Source organism: Bacillus cereus group sp. BfR-BA-01379, from assembly GCF_022663605.1.
In the GTDB taxonomy this organism is placed as follows: Bacteria; Bacillota; Bacilli; order Bacillales; family Bacillaceae_G; genus Bacillus_A; species Bacillus_A mobilis.
Map to the genome: position 1 here is coordinate 12,461 of NZ_JAKUFT010000058.1, position 19,930 is coordinate 32,390.

Below are 19,930 nucleotides of genomic sequence, written 5' to 3' on the forward strand. Positions count from 1 at the left end.
TATGAAATGGAAAAAAATGCCCCTCAATTATGTGAGGGGCATTTTTTATTCTAATATGTTTTTCAACGTATCAATATGTTCTTTTGAACCTGTGACAAGCAATGTATCACCATGTTGTAGTCTCGTATCACCATGCGGGATTAATGCTTTATTACCGCGGTAAATTTGAATAACGAGTACATCGCCTAAAAACGGAAGGCGACGTAGTGCAACACCGTTATATGTATTGCTGCGTAGTTCAACCTCACGAACAGTTTCATTTGCAGTTGTAATTAAGCGCACGAGACTCGGTTTATCAATTAGTGCACGTAACAGAATGCGTGTAGAGTTAATTGTTGAGAATACGGCGATATGTTCTTGCGTTGCTTTTTCTTGTAGAAGTGGATCTTCTACACTTGCAATAACATGTTCAACACCTAGTTCTTTTGCATGTTCTGCTAATAATAAGTTTTGTTCATCATCGCTTGTTGCAACAACAACCCGGTCTGCATGAAATGCCGTTTGTTCAGTTAATGAAGCGATTGTGATGTCATCTAATTTTACGATAGGGAAGTCATGTGATTTCGCTTCCTCATCATTTATTTTATTTTGACGCATCATATATAGTGTTACGTCATAATCTTCTCGTTTTAAATCAAGTGATAACGGAAGGGTAATTCTGCTTGCGCCAATAATAGAAACTTTTGGTTTTGGTGTTTCTACTTTTGGGAACATTTTTTTAAATAATATAGGTGCAAAAATACAAGTAATAACTGCGCTTAAAATAAGGGAAGCAGATAAACTTGGACTAATGATCCCTAGTTTTTCACCAATTTGTGCAGCTGCAATAACTAAAGAAAGTGTCGATGTTAATAAGATGGCACTTCCTAGTACGATATTACGTGGATACCATTTTCGTAAAACGAGTGATGGTAACAGTTTTGAAATAAAGAGTCCTACAATTAAAATTGGGATCATTAGCATACTAGAAGGTTCTTTAAAAATAGACCAAACCTCTAAGTTTACGCCAACCATCACGAAGAAAATAGGAATGAAGAAACCATATCCGATGGAATCCAGTTTTTCTACCATATCTTCATTTGGTGATAATAACGATACGAGTACCCCTGCTAAGAAGGCACCTAAAATATTTTCAGCTCCAACAGATTCAGATAACCCAACTAATATTAAGATGAGTGCAAAAACAGCTCGTGTATCAATTTGTACACTACCAGCTTTTAAGCTATCTAAGTATGGAATGTTTTTAAAGCGTTTTGCAACGAAGTAAATAACAATACCAGCGCCGAATAGAAGAAGAAGGAGCCACATGCTTTGGCCGCTTTCGGAATTTAATCCGACGAATACAGCGAGCAAAATCATTGTAACTAAATCTGCAATAACAGCGACTAATAAAATGATTTGTCCGATTGCCGTTTTTCCTAAGTTGTTTTCTTTTAATGTTGGTACAACAACACCTAAAGAAATAGTTGAAATAATTAAAGTCATAAACATTGCATTATCCACGAATCCTAGCCATACGAATAGTAATGATAGGGCATAAGATAAGATGAAAATAAATAAGAAGATAATGCTTGCTGCTTGGAATGTGTTTGGTTCGTTTGTCGTATTCTTTTTCCCTTTTTGTTTAAAGATAGAAAAATCAATTTCTAAACCGCTTAAGAACATTAAGAAGATAAATCCTAGTGTCGATAAGACTTGAAGCCACATATCTGGCTCAATAATATTAAACCCACTTTTACCTACAAAGATTCCTGCGATGATTTCTGCAACAACGACAGGAAGTGCTTTTAATTTAAAGCGTTGTAACAAAAGGGGAACCAAAAACGCGATTGCAACGACAACCATAAGTGATAGAACAGAAGTATGATGTTCCATTGCGTTCTCTCCCTTCAAATAAATATAGTACCTATTTAGCCATATAATAGGTAGAAAAGCAACGCATATGAATTCGATTTCATAAAGAAAGAGTTTTCTTAACATTTGTCATAATAAGTATATTTTTCATGATTCTGTTGTTAATTCCGTAATGTGGATGTAATAGGGGGAGGAGATAAAAAAAGACTGCTGAGAAACCTCAGCAGTCTTTTTCATGTACATTACATTGAGAAGAAGATCCATACAGTTAAACCAACTGTTGCAGTTGCAACGAAGAAACTGTATATCATTGTAAGGACTTGAACTCTTCCTTCGCCTTCTTTTAAATGCATGAACATAATTAATTGTAACAACGCTTGCGCAACAGCCATTGCGATAATGGATGTTAAGATCGTTGAAAGTGGCAAGTTTGTGTAAAGTGCCACGTATAAAGCTAGGAACGTTAATGCAAGCGATAAAATAAATCCGAAAACGTGTGACCATGGGAATCCGCTATGCGCATGCCCGTTTGCTTGGTTGTTATTTTGACTCATTTACGCCACCATCCCGTTCAAGTAAACTAGTGTGTAAATAAATACCCAAACAAGATCAAGGAAATGCCAGTATAAGCTGATAATAAATACTTTACGAGCTGTAACTGGTGTTAAACCTCGTTTTAAAATTTGGATAATAACACAAATTGCCCAAATGATACCACCTGTTACGTGGGCACCATGTGTTCCAAGAAGAACGAAGAATGCAGATAGGAAAGCACTTGTTTGAATTGTTGCGCCTTCACCAATGTACAAAATGAATTCTTCAATTTCAAAGAATAGGAAACCTGCACCTAAAAGTAATGTAAGGATGAACCATCCAAGCATTGCTTTTTGGTTGTTCTTACGCATTTCGTGAATTACGATACCGCATGTAAAACTACTTGTTAAAAGTAGTAATGTTTGAATTAAAAGCGTTTTAAGTTCAAACAGTTGCGCTGGAGTTGGGCCATCTGCCGTACGACCAGCAAGTACTAGATAAGAGGCGAAAAGTGTTGCGAACAGCATAATTTCAGCCCCAAGAAAAATCCAGAATCCTAGGATGTTCAATCTGCTTTGCTCGGATTGATATTCCAAAGGTAAGCTTTTATCTAAAGCCGCCATATCATTTCACCTCTCATGCTATATGTTCTGTTTCTTTAATTTCATCAACGCTTACGTAGTAGCCATCATCATAATCGAATGAACGATAGATTAAGCAAGCTAAAATACCAATACCACCGATTGCTGCAAGCCAGAACCAGCTAAATACTAATGCGAAACCTGCAAGACCGAAGAATCCAGACGCAATAATAGGCACACCAGAGTTACTTGGCATGTGAATTGGTTTGATATCTTCTGCTGCTGGTGTAACTGTTTCTCCGCGTTTTTTCATGAACCAGAAAGCATCAGCTTCTTTAATTTCAGGAAGTTTCGCGAAGTTGTAATGTTGTACAGGAGATTGAGTAGCCCATTCAAGTGTACGGCCATCCCATGGATCTCCAGTTGTGTCACGTTCACCGTGACGTGCACTCCAAATTACGTTGTAGCAAAGAATTAGGAAGCCGATACCCATCATTACCGCACCAACAGATGCGATTTGGTTTAGCCATCCCCATCCAAGACTTTCAGAGTAAGTGTACATACGACGAGTCATACCGTCTAAACCTAAGAAGTACATTGGGAAGAAACAGATGTTGAATCCGCTCATAAAGATCCAGAATGTCCATTTACCTAGGCGTTCATTTAACATATGACCAGTCATTTTTGGATACCAGAATGTGAATCCAGCAAGCATAGCGAATACTGTACCTGCGATTAATACGTAGTGGAAGTGAGCGATTAGGAAGTAGCTGTTATGGTACTGATAATCAGCTGCTGCCATTCCAAGCATAACCCCTGTAACCCCACCGACTACGAAGTTTGGAATAAATGCCAATGACCAAAGCATTGGAACTGTAAAACGAATACGTCCTTTATACAGTGTAAACAACCAGTTAAAGATCTTAACCCCGGTTGGAATCGAAATCGCCATTGTCGAAATCGAGAAGAATGAGTTAACCGCTGGACCTGCACCCATCGTGAAGAAGTGGTGAAGCCATACGACGAAACTTAGTAAAGAAATTGCAACCATTGAGTATACCATCGCACTGTAACCGAATAGACGCTTACGTGAGAATGTACTAATGATTTCAGAGAAAATACCGAATGCCGGTAAAATAACGATATATACCTCAGGGTGACCCCATACCCAGAATAGGTTGGCCCATAACATTGGCATACCGCCGCTCGCCATCGTAAAGAAGTGAGCATCGAATAGACGGTCAAATGTCATTAATGCAAGAGCAACTGTTAATACTGGGAAAGCGAAAATAATGATGACTGTTGTAATTAAGATTGACCAAGTAAACATTGGCATTCTCATTAAAGTCATACCAGGTGTACGCATTTTTAAGATAGTAACTAGGAAGTTAATACCGGTCATTAGCGTACCGAGACCTGAAATCTGTAATGCAATTGCGTAGTAGTTATTTCCTACACCAGAAGTAAACTCTGTACCTGCCATTGGGAAGTAAGAAGTCCACCCAGCGTCTGGAGAACCACCGATTACGAAAGCGATGTTGAATAACATTGCTCCGACAAAGAATAACCAGAAACTTAAAGCATTTAAGAACGGATATGCAACGTCACGAGCACCAATTTGTAATGGTACTACAAGGTTCATTAATCCCATAACGAATGGCATCGCCATGAAAAGAATCATAACTGTACCGTGTGTTGTGAAGATTCCGTTATAGTGTTCAGCATTTAAATAAGTTGTTTCTGGGAATGTTAACTGTGCACGGATCATTAACCCGTCCATACCACCACGGAATAACATGATAACCGCAGAAATAATATACATGGCCCCAATCTTTTTATGGTCAACAGTTGTTAACCATTCGTCCCAAAGCCATTTCCATTTTTTATACTTTGTTAGTACGAAAATGATTGCTAATGTCACAAGAACGATAGAAGCGTCTGCACCGTAAATAATCGGGTCACCTGTGACAAAGAATTCATCAAGCTTCACTGTGTTCACTCCAATCTGTTGGAATAATAGCTATTATTTTTTGTTTTTGTAGTAGTTGTAATCACAATATTCAAGTGATTTTGGATCTACATAACTTAAGTGATGACTAGAGAATGTCATACGACCAACTACACCAGGTTTAACAATTTCGTTGTACTTATCTTCTGTTAGTTTAGGAGCAGTTTGTTGTACTTCTTTTACCCACTTGTCATACTTCTCTTTAGTTTTTGCTTCAACTTCGAATTCCATGTGAGTGAATCCTTCACCCGAGAAGTTCGCGCTACGGCCTAGGTAAGAACCTGGCTTATCAGCTTGTAAATAAAGATCCATAATCATGCCATCCATTGTGTACTTCATACCACCAAGTTCTGGTACCCAGAAAGCATTCATTGGACCAACAGAAGTCAGTTTAAATTGAATTGGTACACCAGCAGGGATATTTAAATAGTTAACGGTTTCAATTTTTTCCTCTGGATAACTGAATAACCATTTCCAGTTTGCAGATGTAACATAAATCTCAACTGGTTTAATATGCTTGGACTCTTCCGGAACCTCTTCCGAAGCATAAGTTGCTTTTACTGTTGGAATCGATAATGCGATAACGATAATAACAGGAACAAGTGTCCAAATAATTTCTAATAATGTGTTGCCGTGTTGATCAGGTGGCTCATAGTCCATATTCTCTGGTTTTTCACGATAACGAATCAAGATGACTGTAAACAAGATGAATACAATTGCGATAATTAATGACATAAGCAAGAATGACCAAACAATTAAATCATACTGTGCTTTTGCAACAGGTCCTTGCGGATTTAATACTGCGAGTTTCTTATCACAGCCACCGAGGAACAGAAGTAATGATAACGGAAGAAGCGAAGCCAGCTTCCAAAACGTTTTCTTTAGTTGCACGATTGAAAATCTCCTTTCTCCTTGGATTGAAACTATGCCAATAAAACAATATAAACCTATTAATTTATAGATGGCAATAGTTTTTGTGATATTGTTAAAAAATAGACACAAATGCACACTTTTTAAGGTGAATATCATTTGTAACTTGATAACATTGTAAACCATTTTCCAGTAAAAAACGTGATTGTGGAAATTTTAAGATAAATAAAGTTATACCAAGATATCCAAGAAATAGAAAAAAACTATCTTATCATAAGAAAGATAGTTGAATATTTTGTATATTTAGTTTACTTCTTTTTTTAGATTTATTTGTTGTTCAAATGTGACAATTTTTTTATATTTTAATTGGTACAAAATGTAACAAATGATCATAAATGGAATGCTGCAATAAAGAGCAATTCTCTGATCTGGGATGAAAGCTAAACTAACAAATGTAATGAAATTGAGTGAGAATGCTACGATTGGAACGATTGGATAAAGCGGTGTGCGATATTTTAAATCGTTAATGTCTCCGCCGTTTTTTAAGAAGTTTCTACGGAAGAAAAACTGTGAAGCTGCGATTGACATCCAAACTACGACAGCAGCCATAGCTGCAATAGATGTTAAAACTAAAAATACAGTATCTGCCGCAAATATACTTGTTAATAGAGACAAACTTGCAAAGATTAGACTGAAAATTAATGCGTTTAATGGCACACCTTTTTTCGTTAACTTCGTAAAAGCTGGACTTGCCATTCCTTGTTTTGCCATAGCCCAAAGCATACGAGAATTTGCGTATAGCCCAGAGTTGGCTACGGATAATACTGCTGTAATAATGACAAAGTTCATAATATCAGCAGCATATGGAACACCAGCTACATCAAATACAAGTACAAATGGACTTTCGACTAGATTAGCCTCTTGCCATGGGAGTAAACCTACAACAACTGATATTGCTAGGACGAAGAAGAAGAGAGTTCGCCAAATAGTATTTTTAATCGCTTTTGGAATTGTTTTTTCAGGGTTTTCACTTTCTCCTGAAGCAATTCCGATTAATTCTGTTCCTTGGAAGGAGTAATTTACTGTAATCATCGTAAGAAGAACAGCTAATGCACCGTTTGGAAATAATCCACCATTTTCAGTGAAATTGTGAAGCATTGGCGCTGGTTTTCCGTTAAAGTCTAGTAGACCGAACATAACTGCACCACCGAGTACGATGAAAACAACGATGGTTGCGACTTTTACACTTGCGAACCAAAATTCTGCTTCTGCATATGCCTTTGCTGATAATGCGTTTACAAGAAAGAGTGCAGCTGCAAATGTAACACACCAAATCCACGAAGAAACGTCTGGAAACCAACGCTTCATTAAAATACTTACAGTTGTTAACTCTACCCCAACTGTAACAGCCCAATTTAACCAATACATCCAACCTACAACAAATCCAAAACCAGGTGAAATAAATTTACTTGCATAGCTTTGGAATGAACCTGCTTCTGGCATAGCAACTGATAATTCACCAAGACATAACATCGTTAAATACATAACAAATCCACCGACTAAAAATGCAAGAATAGCACCACCAGGACCGGCGTTATGGACGATTTGACCAGATCCCATAAATAGGCCAGTTCCAATAACACCACCAAGTGCAATCATAAATAGGTGTCTACTTTTCATTGTTCGTTTTAAATCTGTTTGTTCTACTTGTTGATTCATATGCCCCTCACCTCGTTATTTTCTTGTATGTAGGAATTGATTTTCATTCCGAGTTTTTAATCATTAGTGGGGGATGTGGCACATACTCGGTTTATTTATTATGAAATGAATGGAGTATGTAAAAATACGAACTATGACTAAATACTCTAAGAATGTTTTTATTAACAAGGTGATATCTTCACTATGTTAATTATTTAGATTTTAGCAAAAATATTCGAAAAGTATATTGTTTTTTCTTTTTATTAAAAATAATTAGAATTTTATAAAGGTGGAACTGTGAACAATAATTCACAGAATCTTTCTAGCAAACTAGTAAGAAGAAAGGTACAATGATAGGAGGTATGTCTGTAAAATAATAATTAATGGAGTTTTGTTTAAAATGAAAAAGTTAAAATATCTTTTTGTTTTTGGAATTATATTTGCTGCCGCGTTTTTTATAGGGAAAGATAAAATTATGCAAAAGGCGCAAGTGTTCCGTTTAGAGTTTCTATCTGAAATGAAAGAAGCGACTATGATTGAAAATGTTCCGTTTATAAAACAGTTACCAGAATTACCTCGTGGATGTGAAGTTACAAGTTTGGCTATGTTGCTGCAATACAAAGGTATACAAGTAGATAAGATGCAACTTGCTAGCGAGATTCATCGTGTTCCATTTGAGCAAAATGGTTTGCGTGGAAATCCTTATGAGGGATTCGTTGGAAATATTTATACGAAGACAGAGCCGGGATATGGTGTATATAATCAACCTATTTTTAATTTAGCAGAAAAATATATTCCTGGAAAAGTAGTTAATTTAACAGGTAGAGACGTGCAAGATATGTATAAAGTAGTTAGTTCTGGGTCGCCAGTATGGGTCATTATTAATACAACGTTTAAACCACTAGCTGAGAGTAGTTTTGAAACATGGAATACAAGCTCTGGCGAAGTGAAAATTACATATTTTGAGCATAGTGTAGTAGTAATTGGATATGATCAAAACTTTGTGTATGTAAATGATCCTCTGAAAAATAATCCGCGTTTGGCTGTTCCGCGAGCAGAGTTTGAGAGTGCTTGGGAGCAAATGGGGAAACAAGCAATCACTATTTTATAATAATGAAAAAGTCATCTTTTTGATGGCTTTTTATTTTTAAGTCATAGTGATAGAAAATTCAGAAGATTCTTTTAAAAGTTAATGATTCAAGTTATAATAACATTTAACTTAGTGAAGAAGGGATGAAGAGAAATGGATGTCGCAAAGGAACTTGTTTTATTAAAGAATCAGTTGATTGAGTGGAGAAGGCATTTTCATAAGTATCCAGAGTTATCTTTTCAAGAAGAAAAAACATCACAGTTTGTATTCGATATACTTCGGGAAATCCCGCATTTAGAAGTGTCAAGACCTACTAAATATAGTGTAATGGCAAGGTTAATTGGTAAACAGCCTGGTAAAACCATCGCGGTTCGTGCTGACATGGACGCTCTTCCTATTCACGAAGAAAATGAGTTTGATTTTATTTCTACATATCCAGGTGTGATGCATGCATGTGGCCATGATGGACATATAGCGATATTACTTGGGGTTGTACATAAGTTAGTAGAGGAAAGAGAGAAGGTTAAAGGGGAGGTTCGTTTTCTCTTCCAACATGCAGAAGAAAACTTTCCTGGCGGTGCAGAGGAAATGGTTGCAGCGGGTGTAATGGAAGGTGTGGATTATATTATTGGTGCTCATCTTTGGGCAGCGTTAGAGGTTGGTAAAATAGGTGTAATTTATGGGCCTGCAATGGCTGCCCCAGATGTTTTTAAAATTACGATAGAAGGAAAAGGTGGACATGCTGGAATCCCTCATGAAACAGTGGATAGTATTGCAATCGGTACACAAGTTGTTGCGCAACTTCAGCAAATTGTATCTCGCCTTACAGATCCGTTAGATTCTCTTGTAGTATCTGTTACGCAATTTCATGCTGGGACAACCCATAATGTAATTCCAGAACAAGCGGAGATTGAAGGGACAGTGCGGAGTTTAAGGCATGAGTTGCGAGAAGTAACAGAGAAAAGGATTGAACGGATTGTGAAGCATGTGACGGAAGCTTACGAGGCAAAATATACGTTTTCTTATGAATATGGATATCGACCTGTAGTAAATGATTATGAAGTTACAGAGGTTATTGAGCAAACAGCATTACAGCTTTATGGAAGGGAACGAGTTACTCGTTTACAGCCGACGATGGCTGGGGAAGATTTTTCAGCGTTTTTACAAAAGGCGCCAGGGACATTCTTTTTTATCGGAGCGGGAAATAAAGAGAAAGGAATTATATATCCTCACCATCACCCTCGTTTTACGATTGATGAAGATGCATTACCAGTTGGAGTGGAAGTCTTTGTATCATCCATTATGAATTTTATAAGTAAAGGAGAATGAGATGAAGAAAATACACGTATTAGCGCTTATTCCAGTTTTTTGTTTAGTTGTTGGACCCATATTTGCTAATTCAGTTACTCCTTACGTATTAGGGATGCCATTTTTATTATTTTGGGTATTATTATCAGTGCTCATTACGTCTCTTTGTATGGGACTTGTGTACGTATTTGATCCTGCTAATAAGGGGGATGTGAAATGACCGCATTACTTATCATTATATTATTTTTGTTTCTCGCACTATTTTTAGGGATTCGGGCACAACATGGAAAAGACATGAATTTAGAGCAATGGTCAGTTGGTGGAAGAGGATTTGGCACTATTTTTGTTTTTCTTCTAATGGCAGGTGAAATTTATACGACTTTCACATTTTTAGGCGGGAGTGGATGGGCGTATAGTAAAGGAGCGCCTACGTTCTATATTTTAGGTTATGGTGCATTAGCTTATATTTTATCTTACTTTTTATTGCCGCCGGTTTGGAAGTATGCGAAAGAGCATAATCTTGTTTCACAGCCAGATTTTTTTGTGAAGAAATATAAGAGTCAGACACTTGGCATAATCGTTTCTATTATAGGGGTTATTTCGATTATCCCTTACCTTGTTTTACAGTTAAAAGGATTAGGTATTATCGTTTCTGAAGCGTCTTACGGAAGGGTATCACCAGTTGTTGCAGTGTGGATTGGTGCAATTGTCATAACGATATATGTAATGGTTTCAGGTATACACGGCTCTGCTTGGACGGCCGCTTTGAAGGATATTATGATCCTGTTTATCGTTATGTTTTTAGGTATATATTTACCGTACCATTATTACGGAGGGTTTCAGCCGATGTTTGAAGCTGTAGAAGCAGCGAAGCCAGGGTTTTTATCTTTACCTGATGAAGGAATGAGCATTTCTTGGTTTGTTTCTACTATTGTATTAACAGCTCTCGGTTTCTATATGTGGCCCCATACATTCGCTTCTGCTTTCTCTGCGAAAAATGAAAAAGTATTTCGTAAAAATGCGGCAATTATGCCACTGTATTCTTTAGTTTTACTTTTCGTATTCTTTGCAGGTTTTGCAGCTATCTTGCAAGTTCCTGGATTAAAGGGAGGGGATGTAGACCTTTCATTATTCCGACTGGCTCTTCAAACTTTTGATCCTTGGTTTATTGGGATTATTGGTAGTGCGGGAGTTTTAACCGCATTAGTTCCAGGTTCTATGCTTGTCATGGCCGCGTCTACATTATTAGCAAAAAATATTTACCGAACAATGGTTCCGTCAGCTTCAGACAGACAAGTTGCTAAAGTGGCGAAGTTATTTGTTCCTGTAGTAACTCTTGTAGCTGTTTTGTTCACTTTTAAAGGTGGAGAAACAATAGGAGCACTTCTTTTAATGGGATATAGCATAGTGACACAACTTTTCCCTGCACTTGTATGTAGTTTGTTTCCGCGGCAAGTTATTACGAAACAAGGGGCAATTGCAGGCATGGGGATTGGGTTGTTAGTGGTCGCATATATTACTTTATCTGGCTCAACTATAGCTACGGTGTTTCCGGGTTTCCCTCAATATATAAAAGATTTAAATGTAGGTATAGTTGCATTGTTAATGAATATGATTGTGATGTTTATCGTTAGCGGATTCACGAAAAATGTATCTATAAAGACAGACAATATAATAGTAGAAAAGTAATCCGTGTGTTAGAGCTATCTTTGAAAAGAGATAGCTCTTTTTTGTATATATTTTCTTCTATTAGCGGAATCTAACTAAAAACTTGTTGAAAAGGAAGTTAGGTGGGGGAATTGTTAGAGTTAAAAGGTAACTTATTTGAAGTTATGAAAGAAATTAGGGATGAGTTAGGTTCGCCTAATGATTTAACAATTAGGGAGGTTGCTCTTGCTGGTAGTTTTACACGCTGTGCTGTTATTTTTTTATGTGGGTTAACTGATAAGGATAATGTTTATAAATATGTAGTTCGTACACTTCAATATGAAGAAGTACATAAAGAAGAAGCTGTTGTTCAAACATTATTGGATCGTTTTATTTCTATTGCGGAAGTCGGTAAGAAGACAACGTTTCCGGATATTATAAATGCGATTTTAGCAGGAGATACGGTTATATTAATTGATAATATTCAAACCGCTATCGTGGTTAATAGTAGAGCTTGGGAAAAAAGAAGTTTAGAACCGCCGGTAACAGAAGATTTAATACGTGGACCGAGGGTTGGATTAAATGAAGATATTAACGTGAATAAAATGTTAATTCGCCGTAGTTTACGCGATCCAAAGCTGAGATTTCAATCTTATATTATGGGGAAGCGATCGCAGAAAGAGGTAACCCTAGTATATATAGAAGACATTATTAATCCTTACATTGTAAAAGAGCTAGATCGACGTCTTCAATCGATAGTGACAGATGTCGTTTTTGAGACGGGTACGATTGAGCAATTAATTCAAGATAATAATTTGTCACCGTTTCCGCAGTTTTTGAATACAGAAAGGCCTGATAATATTGTGGCCTCATTAGCGAAAGGAAAGGCAGCTATTTTGGTGGATGGGTCACCGTTTGCTCTTATAGCTCCGCTAGTATTTGTTGATATTTTTCAATCTGTGGAAGATCACTATGAGCGCTGGGTAATTGGGACTTTATTAAGAATTTTGCGGATGGGTTCTGGTATAGTCGCAGTTTTAATGCCGGCGATGTATGTAGCGCTCGTCTCATATCATCAAGGGCTTATTCCTTCTAAACTGGCGTATTCAATTGCTGGGGCAAGGGAAGGTGTTCCATTTCCTGCCTATATAGAAACGCTAATGATGGCATTAACGATGGAGTTAATACGAGAAGCGGGAATTAGGTTGCCAAAACCGATGGGGCAAACAATTGGGATTGTAGGTGGTCTTGTAATTGGAGAAGCAGCGGTGAACGCAGGAATTGTAAATCCGTTTTTAGTTATCATTATTGCGGTTACAGCTATTGCTACCTTTTCTCTCCCTGTATATAGCATTACGATTACGTTTCGTATTTTACTTTTCGTCTTTGTATTAGCAGCGACTGCTTTTGGTTTATATGGAATTATTTTAGCGCTTATCGCACTCGCAGTTCATATTACGAATTTAACGAGTGTTGGTGTCCCATATACAACGCCTATTGCTCCTGCATTTTATAAAGATTGGAAAGAAGAAATTATTCGCATGCCAAAATCGATGTTGAAAGAGAGACCGGAATATTTACAAACGAAAGATGCTATATTACGTCCAAAGGAGCGAGAGTAATTGAAACCATTTGAGTATGGCGATGAAGAGATTGGATCTCGGGAAATTGGGTTTGCGGTATCTTCAACAATTATTGGTATAGGAGCATTGTCTATGCCAAGAGATATTGCTGGCCAAACTTTATTTTCGGACGGTTGGATTATTTTGCTTTTGGGTGGATTAGTTTGTGCAGTTTTAGGTTGGTTTGTAACGAAGGTAGCTATTTTATTCCCGAAACAAAACTTTGTTCAATATACGAGTGCGCATTTGACAAAGCCTGTTGCGTATACAATTAGTAGTATTTTAATATTAACATTTTCTGCTTTGACAGCATATGAATCGCGAATGATTTCAATTATTTCTCAAACGTATTTGTTTAGCGATACACCGATACAACTACTGTCTTTCTTCTTCTTATTAGTTGTTATTTATGGAATAGCGGGATCAAGAGCGGCCTTATTAAGGTTAAATGTTCTATTTTTACCTATTGTTTTAATTGCGATAGTGCTTCTTTCTTTATTGAATATAAATTTAATGGAAATAAATAATTTGTTACCAGCTTTTCAAACGAAAGTGAGTCAATATGCTGTTGGAGTTAAGAATTCTATTTTTACGTTTATTGGATTTGAAGTAGCTTTGTTTTATGCTGTGTTGTTAAACGATAAGACGGCAAAAAAAGCACCAATGGCAGTTGCGAAAGCGGTAATGGTAAATGTGCTGTCGTATATTTTAATTTATGTAACTTGTATTAGTGTTTTTACGTATATGACAACTCGTGGATTGACGTATCCAACAATTGAATTAGGGAAAGAAATTGAAATTGGTGGAGGGTTTTTAGAAAGGTTTGATGCGATTTTTTTTACGACTTGGATTATTACGATTTATAACACGACAGCCATGTATTACGACGTCGCATCTCTATTATTTTGCGCTATGTTTCCAAAAGTGAAGAAACATATTTTCATTTTTGGAAGTGCCCCGATCATTTTTATGCTGAATATGATACCGAGTAGTTTGAATGCTTTGTCAAGTTATGGGACTTATTTAGCTTGGATAGATATGGGGTTTGTTGTTTTAGCGCCTTTGCTCGTTTTAATTGTATATAAAATAAAAAGAAGGAATGGTAGAAATGAAACACCTTCTTAAAATTATGATGCTTATGGTTTTAGCTGGATCTATTAGTGGGTGTTCTGAGCTAGAAGAAATAGAAGAAAGAGGATTTGTAGTAGGTGCAGCTTATGATATTGTGAAAAAAAAGAAAGCGAATCCCATTATGAAAGGGACGTATCAGATGGTGCTTCCCAGTAAGTTAGCACAGCAAGGTGGACAAAGTAGTGGGGATAGTGAAAATTATATTAATGTTAGTGCAAAAGCAGATAGTGTCTTTGAGCAAATACGAATTATCGCCAAAAAAATTAGTCGCACATTATTCTTTCCGCATATACAAGTGATCATTTTTTCTAAAGATTTACTAGCGAATCCATATGTTTTACAAAATACGTTAGATGTATATATTCGTGATCATGAGATGCGACGAAATATTCGTTTGTTCGTTTCTGAAAAAGATGCAGAAGCTATATTGAAACAGAGTGCTAAGCCTGAAAACTTACCGGCGCAGTATATTGATATGTTAGCTGAACATCCTCCGAAAAATGCCCAAATGATTGAGGCCGCAAGAATTGGTGAAGTCCAGGAAAAGATGATTTCCAATCGAAGTTTCGTATTACCTATTCTTGAACTAACAAAACAAGGGGTACAAATGAACGGGGCAGCGTTGTTTCGTGGAAAGGATAATAAGTGTGTAGGCAGTTTGAGTGGGGAAGAAACATTAGGGATGAATTATATAATAGGTAAAAAAATTGGTGGTTTTTTTACCATCCGTAAAAAGAATCAACTTATTACATATGAAATTCATAAGTTGCGTCGGAAAATTAAAGTATCTACAACGAATGTCACAAAACCAAAGTTTAATATTCACTTATCTTTGGAAGGTACATTGGCTGAGTTACACTTTAGTGATCATAAAAAGGTTTTGAATGAAAAGCGTTTAGAGAAGGATATCTCGGAGGAAATGGAGAAACGCATCCAAAAGTCGATTAAGCTTGTTCAAAAAAAATATAAGGTAGATGTATTAGAATTAGGGGAAGTATATAAGCGACATAATTATAAAGAATGGAAAAAGATAAGTAATAATTGGGATCAAGGCGAAAATTACTTTAGTAATGCTGAAATTACTGTTCATGTTCATCCAACAATTGAACATTCTGGTTCAGCTTTACCGAAAAGAGTGAAATAAGGTGATGTAAGTTGTTTACTGGATTGGGAATTAGTTGCACGATATTAATGGCGGTTCTTCCGGGAACCATATACTTTATTCATAAGAAACTTACAACGTATGGGGCGCAGCCTTGGAATACTGATGCACAAAAAAAGAAACCTAAATAAATTCAGGTTTCTTTCGCGCAAAGCAAATGTAAAGGGGGATACCTTCTATGTATGCTTTGCTTATACAAGCCCTAACCAATGTACCAATTGTGTAGAGAGGAATGTTACAACAATGGCGATAACGGTAGGGATTGCAAACGATAAGAATGTCCATTTGGCACTTTTTGTTTCTTTATATATGTTAACCAGTGTTGTTCCACATGGGAAATGAAGAAGTGAGAACAACATTGTGTTTAACGCTGTTAACCAAGTCCAACCATTTTCTAAGAATAGATTTTTAATTTGATTAAAATCATCTATTTCAGTTAAAGCTCCAGTTGATAAATAAGACATTAATAAAATTGGGATAACAATTTCATTCGCTGGTAATCCAAGAATGAACGCAGCTAGAATAAAACCGTCAAGTCCTAACATTTTAGCAAATGGATCTAGGAAGTTTACAAAATACATAAGTAAGCTTGTGTCGCCGATGAAAATGTTAGCGAGTAACCAAGTTAATGCAGCCGCAGGGGCAGCTACAACGACAGCTCGTTTTAAAACATAAATAGATTTATCGAGTGTTGCACGTACAATTGTATTCCAAACTTTTGGCTTACGGTACGGTGGTAACTCAAGAGTGTAGTGAGTTGGCACACCTTTTAAAGCTGTTTTTGATAGTACCCAAGAAACAGTTAATGTCATAATAACACCAATTACAACCATCCCAACTACAACGCCAGCAGTAACTAATGTTTGCATACTACCTGTATAACCAGCAGCCATAAATAATGAAGCCATTAAAATTAACATAGGCCAGCGACCGTTACAAGGAACGAAGTTGTTTGTTAAGATTGCAAGCATGCGTTCACGTGGCGATTCAATAATACGTGTTGACATAATAGCGGCTGCATTACAACCAAAGCCCATTGCCATTGTTAAAGATTGTTTACCATGTGCACCGGAGCGTTTGAATAAGCGGTCCATATTAAATGCAACACGCGGTAAGTATCCATAGTTTTCTAATAGTGCGAACATAGGGAAAAAGATTGCCATAGGTGGTAACATAACGCTAATAACAGCACCGATACCACGGAATAAACCAAGGATTAAAATGCCATGTAACCATTCAGGTGCATGTGCTGCCTGGAACCAAGATGTTAAATATCCTTCGGCCCATCCGAAGAATTCAGCAATCATATCAGACGGTACGTTAGCGCCTGCAATTGTAAGATAAAAAATAATAGATAAAATACCGAGCATAATTGGGAATCCCCAGATGGGAGATGTGAAAATTTTATCTAGTTTTTCAGAACGATACAATTTATCGGTATTTGTATATTGAACAGACTCTTTACATATGCTTGCGGATGTTCGATAAATATCTCCGACAATATCATCTCGTATATCTTCTTTTGAGAGTGCTTGTGCATGTTGAATAATATAGTCTAATGGAAGAGCCTTACTGGCTGAGTGAGATTCCATTCATTACGACCTCCCTTACAAGTGGTTCATTATGGTGTTTTTGGAGTGTAGTTAAGAAATTTTTATCTCCATCTAATATACGTAACGCAATCCAACGTGCTGGATACGTATCACCGAACACTTTATAAATTTGTGGTTCTAATTCTTGAATCATACTTTCAATTTTTTCACTGTAAGAAACCTTAATTGGTGTTGGAATTAGTTTTTTATTTGCTACTTTAGCGATAACACTTAGCAAATGCCCAATACCTACTCGGTTACGAGCGGAAATCTTAACTACAGGTACACCGAGCGATTTTGCTAATTTCTTTTCATCAATAACGATGCCTTTTTTCTCAGCTTCATCAATTAAATTAATACAAATGACTACGTTGTTCGTCATTTCCATCACTTGGAGTGCTAAATTTAAATTTCTTTCCATTGCAGTTGCATCTATAACAACGACAGTTACTTCTGGTTTTTCAAATATAATATAATCTCTTGCTACTTCTTCATCCGCAGAATTTGAATATAGTGAGTAAGTTCCAGGTAAATCTATTAATGTATATTTACTTCCGTTATGTTCGTATTCCCCTTCAGCTTTTAAAACAGTTTTTCCCGTCCAGTTTCCAGTATGCTGTTTTAAGCCTGTTAAAGTATTAAATAATGTACTTTTCCCGGTGTTCGGGTTACCAGCTAAAGCAATGCGATGTTTGCTCATCTGAAATCATCTCCTATTGATACCCCGAAAATAAGGGAACTTTCTTCCTTGCGTAATGCAATAGTTGTATTGCTTACTTGATAAGCGACCGGATCTCCAAGTGGACTGCGCTGTAATACTTTAATCGTTGCCCCAGGGATAAATCCTAAATCTAATAAACGTCGTTTCATAGTTCCTTCTAATTGTATCTTCTCAATCTGTACAAACTCTCCTGTCTTAAATGCGGAAAGTGGTTTTGTATTAGCCGATACCATAAAAGTTACCTCATCTCTATATTGTTAGTTTAAGTTTAAAAAGTTTCCTTAGGTAAACTTTTTGTTAGTAATATAGTAGACTACATTGGATGATGCTGTCAATTGGTACTTTAAAAATATTCATTTATTTTTAGAATTGTTCCAATTTATTTAGTTGTACTAAAAAATATTACTGAAATTCTGTTGAATGTAAATGAAGTAAGAGTGTAAAAGTTAAAAAATATAATGGATTTGTAAATATATTTTTAACCAAGAGGGGAAAAGAGCGAAAAACATTTACATTGAATTTACATTGTTAAGACTAAATTTACATTACTACTTAATTAATGTGGATTTTGTTGGGTTCTTTAACTATAAATGTTGGGATTCCTAGCTTTTAAAGAGTATTATCGTCATTTACTTAAAATTAAAAATTGCTTAACACTCACATAATATTGTTGTCCTACAATGAATTTGTGTTCGAAAGAAAATGAATTCGAAAAGCGATAATCCAAATGGGGGTACAAGACATGGTTATGAAAAAAGGTATTAAATTTTCTTTAGCAGCTTTAGTGGTGGCAGGAGCGTTAGTTGGATGTGGGAAAGCAGAAGATACAGCTAGTAAAGACACTGCTAAAGGAAGCGATAATACAAAACAAGAATTATCAGGTACGATTGCAGCAGCTGGTTCTACAGCTCTTCTACCTCTTGCGGAGGAAGCTGGAAAGAAATTCATGGAAAAAAATTCAAAAGTTTCTATTCAAGTTCAAGGTGGCGGTAGTGGAACTGGGATTAACCAAGTAGCATCGGGTGCGGTACAAATTGGTAATTCAGATGTTCCATCGGGAGATAAAATAAAAGATGCTGAAAAAGCGAAAGAATTAGTAGATAACAAGGTTGCGGGTATTGCATTCGCACTTGTCGTAAATAAAGATGTAAAAGTTGATAACTTAACAGTACAACAAGTACAAGATATCTTCACTGGAAAAGTAACAAACTGGAAAGAGGTAGGCGGGAAAGATGAAAAAATCAACGTAATTAACCGTCCGGCTTCATCTGGTACACGTGCTACATTTGAAAAGACAGTTATGAAAGACGCGAAAATTAATGATGGAACTGGTACAACACAAGATTCTAACGGTGCAGTAGAGCAAGCGATTAACTCTACTCCAGGATCAGTAAGTTATTTAGCAATGTCTTACATGGTTGGCGAGAAAAAAGGTGCACTACAAACAGTGAAAATTGATGGTTCTGAACCGAAAGTTGAAAACATTTCTTCTGGTAAATATCCATTCTGGTCTTACGAGTACATGGTAACAAAAGGTGAAGCGAAAGAAGCAACGAAAGCTTACATTGACTATGTAAAAGGTAAAGACTTTGAAAAGCAAGTAGAAGATATGGGTTACATTCCAATGTCTAAATTAAATAAGTAATAAAATTTTATGGGGCTGGCTGCAAGGCCAGTCCTGTTCATTTCAATCTATGAAGTGGGGTCTGACCTGTGATGAAGGGGAAAAAACAAATTAATTACGTAAAAAGTGAGTATATAGGAAGATCGCTTGTTACGTTTTGTGGGATTTTTATTGTTTTAATTACATTAGCTATTATTGCGTTTATTTGCGGTAAAGGTATTCAATCTTTTACACAAAGCGGTATCTCATTTACTGAGATGTTAACATCGACAAAGTGGAATCCAAATGCTGACGAAGGAACCTTTGGAGCTTTGATTTTCATTGTAGGTTCAACAGTGGTTTCGTTAGGTGCGGTTATTATTAGTGCACCAATTGCTATAGCTCTTGCTATATTCATGAATTTAATTTCGCCGAAGTTTGGAAATAAAGTATTGAAGCCTGTTTTAGAATTATTAGTTGGTATTCCTTCGGTTGTATACGGATTATTA

The 19,930-nt window shown here is 36.4% G+C and carries 18 protein-coding genes; 9 read left to right on the forward strand and 9 right to left on the reverse strand.

The window, feature by feature from the left end; genetic code table 11:
* Positions 1–45 precede the first annotated feature (45 nt).
* The 6 genes from MR113_RS19635 to MR113_RS19660 form a co-directional block, all read right to left on the reverse strand.
* Entirely contained in the window at positions 46–1,875 is a 1,830-nt protein-coding gene (locus MR113_RS19635) for a monovalent cation:proton antiporter family protein (protein WP_242256335.1), read from the reverse strand.
* Between the two features lie 221 nt (positions 1,876–2,096).
* Positions 2,097–2,408 (reverse strand): cytochrome aa3 quinol oxidase subunit IV, encoded by a 312-nt coding sequence (gene qoxD, locus MR113_RS19640; protein ID WP_063263756.1) that lies wholly within the window; start codon positions 2,406–2,408, stop codon positions 2,097–2,099.
* Positions 2,409–3,011 carry a cytochrome aa3 quinol oxidase subunit III gene (qoxC, locus tag MR113_RS19645; protein WP_063263755.1) on the reverse strand — a complete coding sequence of 201 codons (603 nt, stop codon included), beginning with the start codon at positions 3,009–3,011 and terminating at the stop codon, positions 2,409–2,411.
* A 13-nt stretch (positions 3,012–3,024) separates the two neighbouring features.
* On the reverse strand, positions 3,025–4,959 hold the full coding sequence (qoxB, locus tag MR113_RS19650) for a cytochrome aa3 quinol oxidase subunit I (protein ID WP_063263754.1): 1,935 nt from the start codon (positions 4,957–4,959) through the stop codon (positions 3,025–3,027).
* Between the two features lie 33 nt (positions 4,960–4,992).
* Positions 4,993–5,868: a cytochrome aa3 quinol oxidase subunit II gene (locus tag MR113_RS19655; RefSeq protein WP_001176180.1), complete on the reverse strand. Its 876-nt coding sequence runs from the start codon at positions 5,866–5,868 to the stop codon at positions 4,993–4,995.
* 282 nt (positions 5,869–6,150) lie between these two features.
* Complete coding sequence (locus MR113_RS19660) at positions 6,151–7,566, reverse strand: amino acid permease (RefSeq protein WP_242256337.1); 1,416 nt, start codon at positions 7,564–7,566, stop codon at positions 6,151–6,153.
* Positions 7,567–7,945: 379 nt separating this feature from the next.
* On the opposite strand from MR113_RS19660, the gene MR113_RS19665 reads away from it, so the two are divergent.
* The 7 genes from MR113_RS19665 (at position 7,946) to gerLC (ending at position 15,487) form a co-directional block, all read left to right on the forward strand.
* Complete coding sequence (locus MR113_RS19665) at positions 7,946–8,656, forward strand: C39 family peptidase (protein ID WP_242256339.1); 711 nt, start codon at positions 7,946–7,948, stop codon at positions 8,654–8,656.
* Positions 8,657–8,788: 132 nt separating this feature from the next.
* Complete coding sequence (locus tag MR113_RS19670) at positions 8,789–9,964, forward strand: amidohydrolase (RefSeq protein WP_242256341.1); 1,176 nt, start codon at positions 8,789–8,791, stop codon at positions 9,962–9,964.
* Between the two features lies 1 nt (position 9,965).
* Positions 9,966–10,163: a DUF3311 domain-containing protein gene (locus tag MR113_RS19675; protein ID WP_061676314.1), complete on the forward strand. Its 198-nt coding sequence runs from the start codon at positions 9,966–9,968 to the stop codon at positions 10,161–10,163.
* On the forward strand, positions 10,160–11,632 hold the full coding sequence (locus MR113_RS19680; protein ID WP_242256343.1) for a sodium:solute symporter family protein: 1,473 nt from the start codon (positions 10,160–10,162) through the stop codon (positions 11,630–11,632). Before MR113_RS19675 ends, MR113_RS19680 begins: the two co-directional genes overlap by 4 nt.
* 101 nt (positions 11,633–11,733) lie before the next feature.
* On the forward strand, positions 11,734–13,212 hold the full coding sequence (gene gerLA / locus MR113_RS19685; protein ID WP_242256345.1) for a spore germination protein GerLA: 1,479 nt from the start codon (positions 11,734–11,736) through the stop codon (positions 13,210–13,212).
* Complete coding sequence (gene gerLB, locus MR113_RS19690; protein WP_242256347.1) at positions 13,213–14,337, forward strand: spore germination protein GerLB; 1,125 nt, start codon at positions 13,213–13,215, stop codon at positions 14,335–14,337. It abuts the gene before it with no gap.
* Complete coding sequence (gene gerLC, locus MR113_RS19695; RefSeq protein WP_242256349.1) at positions 14,321–15,487, forward strand: spore germination protein GerLC; 1,167 nt, start codon at positions 14,321–14,323, stop codon at positions 15,485–15,487. The genes gerLB and gerLC overlap by 17 nt, the downstream gene beginning before the upstream one ends.
* 209 nt (positions 15,488–15,696) lie before the next feature.
* Here gerLC and MR113_RS19700 read toward each other — a convergent pair whose 3' ends face one another.
* The 3 genes from MR113_RS19700 to MR113_RS19710 are packed head-to-tail and all read right to left on the reverse strand — an operon-like array spanning position 15,697 to position 18,051.
* On the reverse strand, positions 15,697–17,097 hold the full coding sequence (locus MR113_RS19700) for a nucleoside recognition domain-containing protein (protein ID WP_061676309.1): 1,401 nt from the start codon (positions 17,095–17,097) through the stop codon (positions 15,697–15,699).
* On the reverse strand, positions 17,075–17,797 hold the full coding sequence (locus MR113_RS19705) for a FeoB small GTPase domain-containing protein (protein WP_000033846.1): 723 nt from the start codon (positions 17,795–17,797) through the stop codon (positions 17,075–17,077). The genes MR113_RS19700 and MR113_RS19705 overlap by 23 nt, the downstream gene beginning before the upstream one ends.
* Positions 17,794–18,051: a FeoA family protein gene (locus tag MR113_RS19710; protein ID WP_242256351.1), complete on the reverse strand. Its 258-nt coding sequence runs from the start codon at positions 18,049–18,051 to the stop codon at positions 17,794–17,796. Before MR113_RS19710 ends, MR113_RS19705 begins: the two co-directional genes overlap by 4 nt.
* A gap of 509 nt (positions 18,052–18,560) precedes the next feature.
* On the opposite strand from MR113_RS19710, the gene MR113_RS19715 reads away from it, so the two are divergent.
* Both MR113_RS19715 and MR113_RS19720 read left to right on the forward strand, forming a co-directional pair.
* Entirely contained in the window at positions 18,561–19,463 is a 903-nt protein-coding gene (locus MR113_RS19715) for a phosphate ABC transporter substrate-binding protein PstS family protein (protein ID WP_242256353.1), read from the forward strand.
* A 71-nt stretch (positions 19,464–19,534) separates the two neighbouring features.
* Positions 19,535–19,930, forward strand: a 396-nt coding sequence (locus MR113_RS19720; RefSeq protein ID WP_396022483.1) for a PstC family ABC transporter permease, incomplete at its 3' end; no start/stop codon positions are given.

Excerpts from the sequence above, each read along its gene's own strand:
- gerLC (WP_242256349.1), top strand. The coding sequence starts at position 14,321 with ATGAAACACCTTCTTAAAATTATGATGCTTATGGTTTTAGCTGGATCT.
- qoxD (WP_063263756.1), bottom strand. The coding sequence starts at position 2,408 with ATGAGTCAAAATAACAACCAAGCAAACGGGCATGCGCATAGCGGATTC.
- MR113_RS19715 (WP_242256353.1), top strand. The coding sequence starts at position 18,561 with ATGGTTATGAAAAAAGGTATTAAATTTTCTTTAGCAGCTTTAGTGGTG.
- MR113_RS19660 (WP_242256337.1), bottom strand. The coding sequence starts at position 7,566 with ATGAATCAACAAGTAGAACAAACAGATTTAAAACGAACAATGAAAAGT.
- MR113_RS19710 (WP_242256351.1), bottom strand. The coding sequence starts at position 18,051 with ATGGTATCGGCTAATACAAAACCACTTTCCGCATTTAAGACAGGAGAG.
- MR113_RS19670 (WP_242256341.1), top strand. The coding sequence starts at position 8,789 with ATGGATGTCGCAAAGGAACTTGTTTTATTAAAGAATCAGTTGATTGAG.
- MR113_RS19665 (WP_242256339.1), top strand. The coding sequence starts at position 7,946 with ATGAAAAAGTTAAAATATCTTTTTGTTTTTGGAATTATATTTGCTGCC.
- MR113_RS19675 (WP_061676314.1), top strand. The coding sequence starts at position 9,966 with ATGAAGAAAATACACGTATTAGCGCTTATTCCAGTTTTTTGTTTAGTT.
- MR113_RS19635 (WP_242256335.1), bottom strand. The coding sequence starts at position 1,875 with ATGGAACATCATACTTCTGTTCTATCACTTATGGTTGTCGTTGCAATC.
- MR113_RS19705 (WP_000033846.1), bottom strand. The coding sequence starts at position 17,797 with ATGAGCAAACATCGCATTGCTTTAGCTGGTAACCCGAACACCGGGAAA.
- MR113_RS19680 (WP_242256343.1), top strand. The coding sequence starts at position 10,160 with ATGACCGCATTACTTATCATTATATTATTTTTGTTTCTCGCACTATTT.
- MR113_RS19700 (WP_061676309.1), bottom strand. The coding sequence starts at position 17,097 with ATGGAATCTCACTCAGCCAGTAAGGCTCTTCCATTAGACTATATTATT.
- qoxC (WP_063263755.1), bottom strand. The coding sequence starts at position 3,011 with ATGGCGGCTTTAGATAAAAGCTTACCTTTGGAATATCAATCCGAGCAA.